The sequence below is a fragment of the Mesorhizobium sp. B4-1-3 genome (assembly GCF_006439355.1).
Lineage (GTDB): Bacteria > Pseudomonadota > Alphaproteobacteria > Rhizobiales > Rhizobiaceae > Mesorhizobium.
Map to the genome: position 1 here is coordinate 278,139 of NZ_VFTG01000004.1, position 14,604 is coordinate 292,742.

16 protein-coding genes are annotated in these 14,604 nt (G+C 64.7%); 5 read left to right on the forward strand and 11 right to left on the reverse strand.

The window, feature by feature from the left end:
* The first annotated feature begins 23 nt into the window (after positions 1–23).
* Positions 24–1,073 (forward strand): DUF1176 domain-containing protein, encoded by a 1,050-nt coding sequence (locus FJW06_RS08165; RefSeq protein ID WP_140750427.1) that lies wholly within the window; start codon positions 24–26, stop codon positions 1,071–1,073.
* A gap of 14 nt (positions 1,074–1,087) precedes the next feature.
* Here the strand turns inward: FJW06_RS08165 and FJW06_RS08170 are convergent, their stop codons facing one another.
* The 7 genes from FJW06_RS08170 to FJW06_RS08200 form a co-directional block, all read right to left on the reverse strand.
* Positions 1,088–1,969 (reverse strand): alpha/beta fold hydrolase, encoded by an 882-nt coding sequence (locus FJW06_RS08170; RefSeq protein ID WP_140750654.1) that lies wholly within the window; start codon positions 1,967–1,969, stop codon positions 1,088–1,090.
* A gap of 33 nt (positions 1,970–2,002) precedes the next feature.
* Positions 2,003–3,619, reverse strand: coding sequence for a molybdopterin-binding/glycosyltransferase family 2 protein (locus FJW06_RS08175; protein ID WP_140750429.1), 1,617 nt, complete (start codon positions 3,617–3,619; stop codon positions 2,003–2,005).
* Positions 3,616–4,320 carry an XdhC family protein gene (locus FJW06_RS08180; RefSeq protein ID WP_140750431.1) on the reverse strand — a complete coding sequence of 235 codons (705 nt, stop codon included), beginning with the start codon at positions 4,318–4,320 and terminating at the stop codon, positions 3,616–3,618. Before FJW06_RS08180 ends, FJW06_RS08175 begins: the two co-directional genes overlap by 4 nt.
* Positions 4,321–4,385: 65 nt before the next feature.
* Entirely contained in the window at positions 4,386–4,724 is a 339-nt protein-coding gene (locus tag FJW06_RS08185) for an XdhC family protein (protein ID WP_140750433.1), read from the reverse strand.
* A 91-nt stretch (positions 4,725–4,815) separates the two neighbouring features.
* A complete protein-coding gene (locus tag FJW06_RS08190) occupies positions 4,816–6,066 on the reverse strand; it encodes a VWA domain-containing protein (RefSeq protein ID WP_140750435.1) in 1,251 nt (416 codons plus the stop codon).
* A gap of 5 nt (positions 6,067–6,071) precedes the next feature.
* Positions 6,072–6,995, reverse strand: a complete 924-nt coding sequence (locus tag FJW06_RS08195) for a MoxR family ATPase (RefSeq protein WP_140750437.1) — start codon at positions 6,993–6,995, stop codon at positions 6,072–6,074.
* 29 nt (positions 6,996–7,024) lie between these two features.
* The gene (locus tag FJW06_RS08200; RefSeq protein ID WP_140750439.1) at positions 7,025–7,519 is read right to left on the reverse strand and encodes a flavin reductase; all 495 of its coding nucleotides are present in this window, start codon (positions 7,517–7,519) and stop codon (positions 7,025–7,027) included.
* Positions 7,520–7,709: 190 nt separating this feature from the next.
* Here FJW06_RS08200 and FJW06_RS08205 point away from each other — a divergent pair, with 190 nt between their 5' ends.
* Both FJW06_RS08205 and FJW06_RS08210 read left to right on the forward strand, forming a co-directional pair.
* On the forward strand, positions 7,710–8,780 hold the full coding sequence (locus FJW06_RS08205; protein WP_140750441.1) for a branched-chain amino acid ABC transporter substrate-binding protein: 1,071 nt from the start codon (positions 7,710–7,712) through the stop codon (positions 8,778–8,780).
* A complete protein-coding gene (locus FJW06_RS08210) occupies positions 8,780–9,796 on the forward strand; it encodes a P1 family peptidase (protein WP_140750443.1) in 1,017 nt (338 codons plus the stop codon). Before FJW06_RS08205 ends, FJW06_RS08210 begins: the two co-directional genes overlap by 1 nt.
* A gap of 15 nt (positions 9,797–9,811) precedes the next feature.
* Here the strand turns inward: FJW06_RS08210 and FJW06_RS08215 are convergent, their stop codons facing one another.
* Positions 9,812–10,069: a DUF2171 domain-containing protein gene (locus FJW06_RS08215; RefSeq protein WP_140750445.1), complete on the reverse strand. Its 258-nt coding sequence runs from the start codon at positions 10,067–10,069 to the stop codon at positions 9,812–9,814.
* A gap of 273 nt (positions 10,070–10,342) precedes the next feature.
* Between FJW06_RS08215 and purB the strand changes: the two genes are divergently transcribed.
* A complete protein-coding gene (gene purB / locus FJW06_RS08220) occupies positions 10,343–11,650 on the forward strand; it encodes an adenylosuccinate lyase (protein WP_140750447.1) in 1,308 nt (435 codons plus the stop codon).
* Positions 11,651–11,690: 40 nt separating this feature from the next.
* Here the strand turns inward: purB and FJW06_RS08225 are convergent, their stop codons facing one another.
* The gene (locus FJW06_RS08225) at positions 11,691–12,518 is read right to left on the reverse strand and encodes a VOC family protein (RefSeq protein WP_140750449.1); all 828 of its coding nucleotides are present in this window, start codon (positions 12,516–12,518) and stop codon (positions 11,691–11,693) included.
* A 198-nt stretch (positions 12,519–12,716) separates the two neighbouring features.
* Between FJW06_RS08225 and FJW06_RS08230 the strand changes: the two genes are divergently transcribed.
* The gene (locus FJW06_RS08230; RefSeq protein WP_071072016.1) at positions 12,717–13,274 is read left to right on the forward strand and encodes an alpha/beta hydrolase; all 558 of its coding nucleotides are present in this window, start codon (positions 12,717–12,719) and stop codon (positions 13,272–13,274) included.
* An 8-nt stretch (positions 13,275–13,282) separates the two neighbouring features.
* On the opposite strand, the gene FJW06_RS08235 is transcribed toward FJW06_RS08230, so the two are convergent.
* Both FJW06_RS08235 and FJW06_RS08240 read right to left on the reverse strand, forming a co-directional pair.
* On the reverse strand, positions 13,283–14,056 hold the full coding sequence (locus FJW06_RS08235) for an HpcH/HpaI aldolase/citrate lyase family protein (protein ID WP_140750451.1): 774 nt from the start codon (positions 14,054–14,056) through the stop codon (positions 13,283–13,285).
* 154 nt (positions 14,057–14,210) lie between these two features.
* Positions 14,211–14,531: a DUF1476 domain-containing protein gene (locus FJW06_RS08240; RefSeq protein WP_140750453.1), complete on the reverse strand. Its 321-nt coding sequence runs from the start codon at positions 14,529–14,531 to the stop codon at positions 14,211–14,213.
* Positions 14,532–14,604: the final 73 nt, after the last annotated feature.

Below are 14,604 nucleotides of genomic sequence, written 5' to 3' on the forward strand. Positions count from 1 at the left end.
TTCGTTACCGAGCGGAGGATTCGATGAAAAGAGCCGTTTTCGCAGCGACCGTGTTTTTCTCACTGGCCGGCTTCACGCAGTCCGCGCCCGCGGCGGACGTGCCCTACATCGATGACCGATCAAGCGCCGACGCCGTCATCCGCTCGCTCTACAGCGCCATCAACCGCCACGAATTCGCCCGCGCCTGGAGTTATTTTGGCGAAACGAAGCCGGCAAAAGACTTCAACGCCTTCGTCAAGGGTTACGACGGCACCGACAGTGTTGAGGTCAAGACTGGCGCCGTGTCGAACGAAGGGGCAGCCGGCAGCATCTATTACAGTGTCCCGGTCGCCATCCAGGCAACCGACAACAAGGGCGAGGCCAAGGTTTTCGCCGGCTGCTACACGGTCCGCCAGGTCAACGCGCAGATCCAGGAGCCGCCCTTCCAGCCGATCTTCATCGACAAGGGCGCGCTGAAGCCGTCGACCGAGGATTTCGACAGCGCCGTGCCGGCAAGCTGCGGCGACGGCCCACCCCCGCCGAAGACGGACGAGGCCCTAGAGCAGGCCAAGAAAGCCTTCCTCGCCACCTACGGCAACCAGTGCGACAAGAAGGATCCTGATGGCAAGCCAGTCGGCGAGCCCGAGGCTCACTCTATCCGCTACAAGGACAAGGACGCCCAGCCCAACGATCCCGAACGCGAGACGCGGCTGTTCCGCTTCTTCTGTTCGATGGCCGCCTATAACGAGACGGCGGTTTACTACATCGCCGATGACGTCAACGGCGTCTCACAGTTGCAGTTCACCGAGCCGGATCTCGACATCCGCTACGAGAACAACAACAGCGAAGGCAAGGTCGAATCGATCCACATCATCGGGTTCAAGACCAGCGGCTGGGCGACCAACTCGGACTATGACGACAACACCAAGACCATCACCACATCGAACAAATGGCGTGGTGCGGGAGATGCGTCGTCATCGGGAACCTATCTTTTCCGCAACGGCGATTTCTCGCTCGTCCAGTATGACGTCGATGCTTCCTATGACGGCGAGATCAATCCGCAGACGGTCATCGACTACAACACCGCACCTTAAACGCAGGGCGTCGATCAGGGCGCCTTCGTCAGCATCCAGTTCAGCGTGCCGCGCCAGTCGACCATGCGGATCGGCGTACCATGGGTGCCTGTCTCGAAGCGGACGAAGCGGGTCGGGTAAGACTTCTTGGCCAGGATCGAGCGGAAGAAGGCTTCCTGCTTCTCCACCGGGAACACCACGTCATGGCTGCCCTGCCCGAAAAACACCGGCACGCGGCGCTTGAAGGCGGGGCTGGTGAGGAAGCTGTCGTCCCAGAGCGAACCGAGCAGCAGCAGCCCATTGATGCGGCCGCCGGTGTCCTTGCGCGCAGCGAGCTTCCAGCAGATCATGCCGCCCATCGAGCCGCAGGCGACGAAGATCTTCGCGCCCGGCGATTGTTGGGCATAGTGATCGATCAATGCCGCGACCTGCGCCGCGCCCTTGTCGCCGAAATCCGGGAAATCCGGCGAAAGATAGAGCCCATTGTTAGCGGCCATCAGGTTCTTGATGCGGTTGAAATTTCCGCCGAAGGTGAAGTCGTCAACGCCCTGCTTTCGGCTGCCGCCTTGCCCGTGCAGGTAGAGCACGATGATGGAAGCGCCTTGCGTCCTGCCGACCGCGACATGCCTTATATCGCCGGCGTCGGTCTTCAGCATCAGGTCCTGCTGGACCTTGCGCACGCCGGGATCGGTGTATTGCGCGCGAACGCGCTTTTCCGGCACCTCGTCGCGCTGGTTGATGTCGCGCAGCTCGTGATAGTCGAGCACGGTGTAGGCGCCATTGTCGCCGGTGGACAGCGTCGCCGGATAAGCGAACAGGTCGTCCTTGAACGGCTTTAGCGAAAGCGGCTGGCTATGGGCAGCCTGGACGGCAAAACCGGTTGCGACGAGCAGGGCGAAGAGGAAGCGGAAAGACATGCCGAGAGCCATGCGAAATTCGGCTCTGCTTTGTCAATCCTGCAGAACGCCGCCCGCCCCTTCCAGCGCCTCGCGCGTGTCGACATCGATCGAGGCGCCCTGCCCGATCTCGACATCGATGACGTCGAGACCCTCGGCCTCGACCAGATGGCGCGCGCCGGTGTCGCCCTCGAGCTGCGCGACGGCCGCGAAAAGCGATCGTGGCAAAAGCACCGGATTGCCGCGCTTGCCCTGATGCGAGGCGCGCACCACGGAGCGGCCGCCGGAGCCGCGGAACGCATCGATCAGGCTGTCGAGGTCTTTCGATGAAACGCCGGGCATGTCGCCGAGCACGATCATGGCGCCTGCCGCATCGGGCCCGACCCTCGCGATGCCCGCCTTCAGCGACGATGCCAGACCATCGGCGAAGTCCGGATTGTCGGCGAGGCTCACGCCGAGGCCGGAAAGCGCGGAGCGCACGCGCTCGCGCTGGTGGCCGGTGACGACGATGGTGCTGGCGGCCTTCGAGCCCAGAGCCCGCCGGGCGGTGCGGCGCACCAACGGCTCGCCGTCGAACAGGGCCAAAAGCTTGTTCGGCCCGCCCATCCGGCTCGAGCGGCCGGCGGCCAGAAGCACGATATCGACCTTCAGCGCCGCCCTTGCCGGCTGCGGCGCGGGCTCGCGCGGCTGCGGCCTTGTCGGGATTTCCATCAGAAGTCCGCCGACGCCCATGCCGGCAATGTCGCCCGCCGTCACCTCTAGCCCGGCAATCAGGCGATCGAGCACCCAGTCGAAGCCGTTCTCCTTCGGGCTGCGAGCGCATCCGGGCGCGCCGACGATGCGCTTGCCGTCCAGCGTTCCGAGCACCAGCAGGTTGCCGGGATCGACCGGCATGCCGGCACGGACGACGGTACCCCCTGCGCGTTCGATCGCGGCCGGCACGACGTCGGCGAAATCGCTCATCGCCGAGGCCCCAAAGATCACCACCATGTCATTGTCGCGCGCCAGCTGGGTTGCCGCCGCGGCGACCGGCGCAATCTCATGCGGCGTGCGCCGCTCGGCCGTCAGCCGGCCGCCTGAGCGCGCCAGCCGCGCCTCGGTGACGCGCAGCGTCTTGTCCAGCACGCTCGGCTTGACGCCCGGAAGCACCGTCTGGATGACGCCGACAGTGATGGGCCGATAGGCGTTGACGGCAAAGATCTCGCGGCCGGCGCAAATCCTCACCACCCTGTCCACCAGGCTCGCGGCAACGGCAAAGGGGATGATCTTCACCGTCGCCACCATCTGCCCCTTCTCGACCGGCGCATGCTGCGCCAGTGTCGCGATGGTGATGGCCGGATCGACCGCGTTGATGGCGTCGATCATCCCGGCATCGACGGTAAAGACGCCGGCAGCGCCTGCATGAAGGTTCACCCGCCCGGTTGCGGCCGGCTTGACCTCGATGTTGCGGTGGCTCATGGCGGCGGCGATCTTCGCGGCAGCGGCATCCTCGCCGAGATCATCCTCGGCAAGAACCGCCGCGACGACTTCGCCGATGCCCGCCGCCTTGAGCGCCGCGATATCCTCGCGGCTCAGCCGGTGTGCCTTGCGGAAGCGTTTTTCGCCGGCGGTGGTCGCATGCGCCAGCACCGCACCTTCCGCCGCATCGATCGGAACCGGCCCAAATTTCACGCCACGGCGCCTTTTGCTTCGAGACCGCGCGAGCGGAAGGCATGAATGGTCTGCGCAAGCACCGCGACGGCGATCTCCGCCGGACTGGCCGCGCCGATGTCGAGGCCGATCGGCGCGTGGATGCGGGCGATCTGGTCGGCGCCGGCGCCGAGCGCCAGCAGGCGTTCGACACGCTTGGCGTGGGTCTTGCGGCTGCCGAGCGCCCCGATATAGAAGCACCGCGCGTCGAGCGCCGCCTTCAGCGCAAAATCGTCGATCTTCGGATCATGGGTGACGGCGGCAAGCGCGGTATAGCTGTCGAGCGGCGCGCGCTTCAGCACATCCTCCGGCCATTCGGCATGCAGCGCGACGTTCGGAAAGCGCTCCGGCGTGGCGAACGCCGTGCGCGGATCGATGATCTCGACGGGATAGCCGGCGATCCTGGCCATCGGCCCCAGCGCCTGGCTGATATGCACCGCGCCGACCACCACGAGGCGCGGGCGCGGCAGATGCGCATTGAGAAAGAAGGTCCGTCCTTCCGCCTCCACCGACCGCGAAATGCCGGTGCGGAACGCATTGGCGATCGCCGCCCCGAGATCGCCCGCAACCCGGTCGCCCTCACGCACGATGCGGTCGCGGCCGTCGCCGAGATCGGTGACAAGCACGGCCGCTCGACGGGCGCGGCGTTCTTCGTTGAGTGTCTTCAGGACATACGGATCCATCAGGAAGTCTCTTGTTCGAGCATGATCTTGCCCCAAAACCGGTTCCCGCTTTTTGGAATCATGCTCTAGCCCAGCCTTTCGACATAGACCTTGATGCGGCCGCCGCAGGAAAGGCCCACCTGCCAGGCGGTTTCGTCGGCGACGCCAAACTCAAGCATCTTTGGCTTGCCCGAGCCGATGACGTCCATCGCCTCGGTCACCACGGCGCCCTCCACGCAGCCGCCCGAGACCGAACCATGGAAATTCCCCTCGGCGTCGATGACAAGATGACTGCCGACCGGACGCGGCGCCGAACCCCAGGTCTCGACCACGGTCGCGATGGCGACATCCCTGCCGTCCTTCATCCAGCCTTCCGCGATGATCAGGGGATCGCGGGCCTCATCAAGATAAATGCTCTCATCCATCGTCGCTTCTCACAAAGTCTGGTTTTCAAGGGAAAACTTTAGTTCTCTCCGGGAGAGACATCCCCAGAAAATATGGCTGCAGAACATATGGCTATGCGGCACGCCTCCCGCCAGTTTGCAGCCAGCGGCGCGGATCGACCCCGGCGGCCGGCTGCTGGTCGAGCGAGGCGCAAAGATCGGCCAGCGCGTCGAGATTATGCACCGCCCGGAACTCGTCGACATAGGGCAGCATCGCCATGACGCCGCGGGCGCGCGCCTCGAACCGGTCGAAGCGCAGCAGCGGATTGAGCCAGATCAGCCGCCGGCAGGATTTATGCAGCCGCTCCATCTCGTGCGAAAGACTGGTGACGTCGTCGCGCTCCAACCCGTCGGTGATCAAAAGCACCACGGCGCCCTGCCCCAGCACCCGGCGCGACCACAGCCGGTTGAACTCGGCAAGCGTATCGCCGATGCGGGTGCCGCCCGACCAATCCTTCACCGCCGCCGAGCATTCGGCCAGTGCCTCGTCCGGATCGCGATGGCGCATCTGCCGCGTCAAATTGGTCAGCCGCGTGCCGAAGACGAAGGCATGCACACGGCCCCGCTTTTCCGTCAGCGCATGCAGGAAATGCAGGAAGATGCGCGTGTACTGGCTCATCGAGCCGGAAATGTCGGCCAGCACCACCAGCGGCGGGTGCACTTCACGCTGCGAGCGGAATTTCGGCAGGATAAGCGCGCCGCCGGTGCGCGCGGCCGAGCGCATCATGGCGCGCGGATCGATGCGGCGCCCCTGCGCGTCGGCCTTGAAGCGCCGCGTGCGGACAAGGTCGAACGGCAGCCGCAGGGCCATGATCGCCTTTTTGGCCTCGGCCATTTCGCCGGCATCCATCTGGGCGAAGTCCTTGCCGCGCAGCACCTCGTTGCCGGAAAAAGTCATCCGCGCATCGACCTCGATCTCAGGCGCTTCTCGCGCCGGCTGGTTTTTCCGATGGCCCTCGAACATCGCTTGGCTGACGCGGTTCTCGGCCGCCCGCGGCTTCTGTTTTTCAGCGTTGTCCGGCGCAACCGGCGAGAACATCGCCAGCAGCTTCTCGATCAGCTCGCGCGATTTCCAGAACAGGCGGAAAGCCTCGTCGAAGACCGGATGATCCTCGTGCCGCGAGACGAGCACCGCATGCAGCGTCCAGTAGAAATCGTCGCGCGAGCCGATGCCGGCGGCAAGCACCGCCTCGATGGCGTCCTTCACCGAGGCCGGACCGACGCGCATGCCGGCCTTGCGAAGGGCGCGGGCAAAATAGACGATGTTGTCGGCGATACGCCCATCGGCGAGCGCCTCTTTGGGTTCCGGGGGCGGCGACGGCATCGCACCTACTCCGCCGCCGAAAGCTCGGCCTTCACCTCATTGAGGATGCGCCGGCCCTCGCCTTCGCCGATACGGGCGATGTCGTCCTGGTACTTCAAAAGAACGCCGATCGTGTCCGACACGGTCTCTGGGTCGAGCGCCACCTTGTCGAGCTCGGTCAATGCGCCGGCCCAATCGATCGTTTCGGCGACGCCGGGCGCCTTGAACAGCTCGACCTGGCGCAGCTTCTGGACGAAGGACACGACCTGCGCCGAGAGCCGGCGGTTCGCCTGCGGCACCTTGCGCCGAACGATCTCCAGCTCGCGCTCGGCGTTCGGGTAGTCGACCCAGTGGTAAAGGCAGCGCCGCTTCAGCGCGTCGTGAATCTCGCGTGTGCGGTTGGTGGTGATGATGACGATCGGCGGCTCTTCCGCCTTGATCGTGCCAAGCTCGGGAACGGTAACCTGGAAGTCGGACAGGATTTCGAGCAGGAAGGCCTCGAAAGCCTCATCGGTGCGGTCGAGCTCGTCGATCAGGAACACCGGCGCAGCGCCCGCCTTGCCGGTCAGCGCATCGAGCACCGGGCGGCGGATCAGGTATTTTTCGGAGAATACGTTGCGCTCCATGTCGGAGCGCACGACCTTGCCGGCCGCCTCCTCCATGCGGATCTCGATCATCTGGGCGGCGTAGTTCCACTCATAGACGGCCGAGGAGACATCGAGACCCTCATAGCATTGCAGGCGGATCAGCCGGCGGCCGAGCGCGTCGGCCAGCACCTTGGCGATCTCGGTCTTGCCGACGCCCGCCTCGCCTTCGAGGAACAAGGGCCGCTTCATGCGCAGCGATAAAAACAGCACGGTCGCCAGCGAACGGTCCGCGACATAGTCCGCGCCGGTCAAAAGATCGAGTGTTTCGTCGATCGTTTTCGGCGCGGGGCGCGGCGCGGTCATCTCGTCTCCGTGGATCCCGCTTGCACGTTTCAAAGAACGTGATAGCCGCGGTTGTGGTAGATCAGCGGCCGCAAATTATCGCCGATGCGCAGGCCTGTCACCTTGCCAAAAAGCACACGGTGGGTGGCCAAATCCTTGGCATCGATGATCTCGCAGTCGAACACGGCAAGGGCGCCTTTCAGGGTCGGCGCGCCGGTCGAGATCACATCCCATTCGGCCAGCGCAAAGCGCTCGTCCGCCGGCAGGCCGGTGATGCCGGAAAAGCCGACCGATACGGCTTCCTGGTCCGAGGCGAGCGTGTTCAACGCGAACCTGCCGTTCTTGATGAAGGCTTCGTTCTTGACGTTCTCGCGGTTGAGACAGACCAGCACCGTCGGCGGGGTGTCCGAAACCGAACAGGCGGCGATCACCGTCGCGCCCCGCTTGCCGCCGGGCCCGTCCGTCGTCACCACATGCACATGGCCGGCAAAATGCGCCATCGCATCGCGATAGTGCTGCGGTCCGATATCATTGATCTTGAGCACCCGATAATCCACCTGTCGGAACCAGTTCGTTATATATGGCGGCATATTGCACGCCACAAGTTGCATAGCATGGGCGAAGTGCTTGACTGCAATCCGCAAATTCGCGTTGCGCGCCGCTTAGCCAGCCTTTAGGCATTTCCTGGAATAGTGTCGGGACTGTATCCCCGGCATGGAGGATCACTTAGCCCGAATGCGTCTTCTCACGACGACATCAGCCTTGCTGCTCTGGCTGTCGCTGGCCGCGGGCGCCGAGGCCGAGACGCTGGTCGGCGTCGCGGCGCCGCTTTCCGGTCCGTCGGCGATCCTCGGCAAGCAGGTCGAGACCGGCGCTGACCTCGCGGCGGAGGCAAACGGCATCACGGTGAAAACACTCGACGACGCCTGCACCGCCGACGGCGGCGCGGCGGCGGCAAAGGAATTCGTCGACGCCAAGGTCAATGTCGTGGTGGGCTTTCTCTGCACCGAGGCGATCGAGGCGGCGCTGCCGATCCTGAAGGATGCCAACATCCCGGTGATCACGGTCGGCGTGCGCACCGAAAGCCTGACCGACCGGCGCGCCAAGACCGGCTGGCCGGTCTACCGGCTCGGCCCGCGCGGTGACGACGAGCGCAATGCGGTTGCCGCCAAGCTCACCCAGCTCTGGCGCGACGACCTGTTCGCCATCGTCGACGACGGCACCATCTATGGCCGCGAAATGGCCGAGACCTTTCGCGCCGCGGCCGAGCAGGCTGCCTTGAAACCGGTCTTCGTCGACACGTTCCGGCCGCAGCTCGACAACCAGATCGGACTGGTCGGGCGGCTGAAGAAGGCCGGCGCGACCAAGGTGTTCGCCGGCGGCGACGGCGACGACATCGCGATCATGGGTCGCGACGCCGCCCAGCTCGATGCCGGCATCACCTTTGCCGGCGGCGAGAACCTGCGCACGCCGCCGGGCGATGTCCCCTATGCGGTAGGCACGCTGATGATCGCCACGCCGGAATGGGCGGAGGTCGCCGATCCCAAAGTGGTGCAGGCTTTCGGGGCGAAGAACATCGTGCCGGACGGCTACACGCTGCCGGCCTATGCCGCAGTCGAGGTCGCCAAGGCCGCGCTTGCCGGCGCGGAAAGCTCCGGCAAGCCGCTCGGCGAAGCGCTGACCGGCCATGATTTCGCGACCGCGATCGGCACCATCCGCTTCGACGCCAAGGGCGATCTCAGCCAGAACCCGTTCCGCCTCTTCCGCTTCGACCGCATGCATTTCGTGCCGCTGGAGGACAAGTGATGTTCCGCACCGGACCGCGTAATCTTATCACCGACGTTGTCGGCCTTCGCGTCGGCAATGCCACCGACGCCGGGCTCAAATCCGGCGTCACGGTGGTGCTGTGCGACGAGCCAGCGGTTGCCGGCATCCAGGTTCTGGGCGGCGCGCCGGGCACGCGCGAAACCGACCTGCTCGAGCCGCAGAACTCTATCGCGACGATCCATGCCGTCGTCCTGTCCGGCGGCTCCGCCTTCGGCCTCGACGCCGCCTCGGGCGTGCAGGCGGCATTGCGCGAGAGGAACATCGGCGTCGAGGTCGGCGGCTTCCGCGTGCCGATCGTGCCGGCCGCGATCCTGTTCGACCTGCGCAACGGCGGCGACAAGGATTGGGGCCGCTACCCGCCTTATCGTGAGCTCGGCTATCAGGCCGCGCAGGCCGCAACGATGGATTTCGCCATCGGCACGACGGGCGCCGGCACCGGCGCCCTGACCTCCGGGCTGAAAGGCGGGCTGGGTTCGGCCTCGACCGTGCTTGACAGCGGCGTCACCATCGGCGCGCTTGCCGCGGTCAATCCGACCGGCTCGGTGACGGTTGGCGGCAGCCGCCATTTCTGGGCGGCGCCCTTCGAGATCGGCAACGAGTTCGGCGGCCTGGGCTATCCCGAGCCGCTGCCACAAGACGCCAGGAAGATCCTGCTGAAATACCGCGACCGGCGCGTCGGTGGCGAGGCCGAAGGCGGCAGCACCACCATCGCCGTCATCGCCACAGACGCCGTGCTGAGCAAGGCCGCCGCCAAGCGGCTGGCGATTTCGGCGCATGACGGCTTCGCCCGCGCCATCTGGCCGACGCATACGCCGGCCGACGGCGATCTGGTGTTTGCGCTGGCCACAGGCGGGAGCGGCATCGAGCTCGGCGCCGATGCCGCGATCGACCTCTTCGCGGCGGCCGGCGCCACCATGGCGCGCGCGATCAGCCGCGGCGTCCACGCCGCGACCCCGGCCGACGGCGATTTGTTTCCCGTCTGGTCGTCGCGCTGATTGGCTCGGTACCGATCAGGTCGGATCGGATTTTTCTTCCTCGAAGGTGACCGCGACATCGGAATTCGCGGAGAGCCATACCTTTTGCCCATCGATTTCCGCGACCAGGGCGAGTGAAATGTAATGGTGATGGTCCTTGTGCGAGCCCATGCCGCTGTCGGCCTTGGTCAGCTTGATCCGGTCGCCTTCGACTTTGTCGACGGTGCCGATATGGACGCCGTCGGCGCCGATCACTTCCATATGTCCGCTTATCTTGCTGATGTCGGTGCTCATGCTGGTCCTCCGCTGGATGCCGATGTGCCCTTTCGGATGCGAGACGGCCGACAATAACAAATGAACGCCGGATTGGATGCATCGCACGGCACGTCTCGTTCACCATGGCGTGATAAGCATGACGCCGATGAGACAGAGGTCGAGCCGGTGACGCTTTCAGTTTTGCAGCGCTTCTCGGTCAGTATCTGGTTTGCGCGGCAGCGGCGTTGAGCATTAGGCCCGCCTCTGTTAGGACGCGGCCGACGCTTCTCCCAGGCAGGACTTAGAAAACGGATGATCCCTCGCTATTCCCGGCCGGAAATGGTCGCCATCTGGTCGCCCGAAACCCGCTTCCGCATCTGGTTCGAGATCGAGGCCCATGCCTGCGATGCGCTGGCCGAGCTCGGCGTCATTCCGAAGGAAGCGGCAAGGACCATTTGGGAAAAAGGCGGCGCCGCCAAATTCGACGTCGGCAAGATCGACGAGATCGAACGCGTCACCAAGCATGACGTCATCGCTTTCCTGACCCATCTCGCCGAATTCGTCGGACCGGACGCCCGCTTCATCCACCAGGGCATGACCTCGTCGGACGTGCTCGACACCTGCCTTGCCGTGCAGCTGACCCGCGCCAGTGACATCCTGCTTGCCGACATCGATGCCTTGCTTGCGGCGCTGAAGCGCCGCGCCTTCGAGCACAAGGACACCGTCACCATCGGCCGCAGCCATGGTATCCATGCCGAGCCGACCACCTTCGGCGTCAAGCTGGCGCAGGCCTATGCCGAGTTCTCGCGCGGCCGCGAGCGGCTGGTGCACGCGCGGGAGGATATCGCAACATGTGCGATCTCCGGCGCTGTCGGCACCTTCGCCAACATCGAGCCTTATGTCGAAGAGCATGTGGCGGCAAAGCTCGGGCTGAAGCCGGAGCCCGTATCGACCCAGGTGATCCCGCGCGACCGCCATGCCATGTTCTTTGCGACGCTCGGCGTCATCGCCTCCTCTGTCGAACGCCTCGCCGTCGAGATCCGCCATCTGCAGCGCACTGAGGTTCTCGAAGCCGAAGAGTATTTCTCGCCGGGCCAGAAGGGTTCGTCGGCGATGCCGCACAAGCGCAACCCGGTGCTGACCGAAAACCTCACTGGCCTTGCCCGGATGGTGCGGTCGATGGCGCTGCCGGCCATGGAAGACGTGGCGCTCTGGCACGAGCGCGACATTTCGCATTCCTCGGTCGAGCGCATGATCGGGCCGGACGCGACGGTGACGCTGGATTTTGCGCTGGCGCGCCTCACCGGGGTCGTCGACAAGCTGCTCGTCTATCCCGAGAACATGGAGAAGAACCTCAACAAGTTCCGCGGCCTGGTGCATTCGCAGCGTGTGCTTCTGGCGCTGACGCAGGCCGGCCTGTCACGCGAGGACGCCTATCGGCTGGTGCAGCGCAACGCTATGAAAGTTTGGGAGCACGGCGCTGATTTCCTCGAGGAACTGCTGGCCGACAAGGACGTGACGGCGGCCCTCTCCGAAGCCGAGATCCGCGAGAAATTCGACCTCGGCTATCATACCAAGCATGTCGACACGATCTTCAAGCGGGTGTTTGGGGAAGATTGATCTTTCCTTCTCCCCGTCTCTATACGGGAGAAATAGGCTGTCACCGACGCCCGCTCAAGCCTTCCCTTGGCACGGTCCTAATCACCGTGCCCCACGGGTCCTCTCTGCTCGTCTCATCCTTCACATTATCCGAGCGCATCTCGACCCAGGCGAGGCCTGAGCGGGACGGATCGCGGCGGCCGGCGCCGGCGCTCTGCCACGCATTGGCGCCGATATGGTGGTGGTAGTGGCCGGACGACAGGAACACCGCCTGGCTGCCATATTTGGCGACGGTGTCGAAGCCGAACTGGTCATGCCACCAGGCTTCGGCATCTTCCGGCCGGCCGACGCGCAGGTGAACGTGGCCGACAACGGTGTTTTCCGGCGCGCCCTGCCAGCCGGCATCGCCTGCCGGCACGCTTCCTACCACCGCCGGCAGGTTCAGCCGTTCGGTTGCCATGGCGATGCGGCCGCCGTTCCATTTCCAGTCCTGCGGGCTGCGGTCGGCATAGATCTCAATGCCGTTGCCTTCCGGATCGGTGAGATAGAGCGCCTCGCTGACCAGATGGTCGGAAGCGCCCTCGATGGCGAGGCGGTTGGCGGCGGCGTGATTGATCCAACGGCCGAGATCGGCGCGCGACGGCAACAGGAAAGCCGTGTGGAAAAGCCCGGCGCTGCGCGGATCGTCCGGCTTGGCCGCGGAATCCGGCTCCAAGACCATCAATGGCCGGTTGGCGGCGCCAAGCGTGATCGCGCCGTCGGCGCGGCTCAACTCCTGCAGGCCGACGACCGCGCGGTAATAGGCGGCAAGACTCTCGGCGTCGCGCGCCTTCAACCCGACACGCGACACGCTGACCGGTGTGGTCGCGGCAAAAGGCAGTTCGCTCATCAAACTCTCCGTTCGGGCGACACCTACTCCAGAAAGGGGTTTTGTGGGCCGCCGGCTCTGTTCCTTGTTCCCTCCTCAGATCGTCGATTGCGATCGTTCACACAAGAGAGCAAGAATCGAACAAGTTGTTCACGATTGTGATCACGTGATATTGGCGACAGGGTTGCAGGCGGGAAGGCCGCTCGCTACATCGGCGCCATGAAAGTCAAAGACGCAGATATCCTGATCGTGCCGGGCTACACCAATTCCGGCCCCGAGCACTGGCAGACCCGCTGGCAGTCGAAACTGTCGACGGCGCGCCGAGTCGAGCAGGCGGAATGGACGAAGCCCGTCCGCGAGGACTGGACGGCAAGCGTGGCGAACGCCGTCAACGAGGCCGAGCGACCAGTGGTTCTGGTCGCGCACTCGCTTGGCGTCGCGGCGGCGGTGCAGGCCATCCCGCAATTCAAGAAGCCGGTCGCGGGCGCCTTTTTCGTGGCGCCGCCCGACGTCTCCAATCCGGAAATCAGGCCAAGACATCTGATGACCTTCGGCCCTTATTCGCGCGATCCCCTGCCCTTTCCGTCAATCGTGATCGCCAGCCGCAACGATCCGTTCTGCGCCTTCGAGGTCGCCGAGGACATCGCCGCCGCCTGGGGATCGCTTTTCATCGATGCCGGCGAGGCAGGTCATCTCAACCACGATGCCGGCTTCGGCCCCTGGCCCGAGGGTTCGATGACTTTCGCCAAATTCCTGACGGAGTTGAAGGAGCCGTAGGGCTGGCGCTAAGAACCGATCGAATCTCGCATGCTCTTCAGCAGCGTCTTCGCGCCGAGCGAGATCAGCGTGTGGTCCGAGCCCATGGCGAGCAGCCGGAAGCCCATCGACGCCACACGCCCAGCGATCGCCGGTTCGATGACATAGATCGCAGCATGCTTGCCGGCCTTGCGCGTCCGCTCGGCGATCGACGCGACCGTCTCCATCATGCTTTCCAGCGTCGAACTGACGGTGGCGCCGTTCGACCAGGCGATCGAGAAATCCGAGGGGCCGACGAAGATGCCGTCGATGCCGGGCGTATCCAGGATACCGTCGAGCGCATCGAGGGCCGCCCGCGTCTCGACCATCGCGAAAGCCATGGTGCGCTCGTTCGTATCGCGCAGCCATTCGGCATGGTCACCCTTGCCGTGACGAGGGAAGGCATAGGTCGGACCCCAGGAGCGCTCGCCCAGCGGCGGATATTTCATCGCGGCGGCGAACTGCCTTGCCTCGGCCACGGAATTCACCATCGGAGCGATCACCGCCTCGGCGCCGAAATCGAGCGCGCGGCTCGCCATGTCGAAGCGCCCGACCGGAATGCGCACCAGCGCCGGCTTATTGGCTGCCAACACCGGCACAAGGCCGCGCAGCACGCTGTCCTCGTGATGGCCGCCGTGCTGCATGTCGAGGGTGACGGCGTCAAAACCCTGCTTGGCGATGATCTCGACCGTCAGCGCGTCCGGCACGCCCGACCAGGCGGTGAACAGCGTTTCGTCGGCGGCCAGGCGGGATTTGAGCGACATCGGAACTTTCCTCGTTAACAATCCGCAGTTTCGGCCGGAAACGACGCCAAGGCAAAGAAAAACCGCCCGGTTTGGCCGGGCGGCGATTGGTCCAACTACCGCATGACGCCGGAAATCGAGGAGCGGCTTTCGAACGACATCATGGCCATCAGCCTCAGGTATTCTTGATCTGCTCGATCGCCTGCGCCATCAACTCGTCCATGGTCCGGCGGATCTGATGGTCGGACTGGGCGACGCCGGCAGCGTCGAAATCCTTGCGGATCTTGCGGAAGACGTCGTGGTCGCCTGCTTCCTCGATATCGGACACCACCACTTCCTTGGCATAGGCTTCGGCATCGGCGCCGGATTTGCCGAGTTTCTCGGCGGCCCACAGGCCAAGCGCCTTGTTGCGGCGCGCCGAGGCCTTGAAGCGAAGTTCCTCGTCGAAGGCGAATTTGCGCTCAAAACCCTCTTCGCGGTCTTTCATGCTGCTCATTACGTCCCTCCGATCAATCCGATTCGCTTGGCGATGAATATGTGTGATGGGCAAGCACAAACCAAAAGGCCGC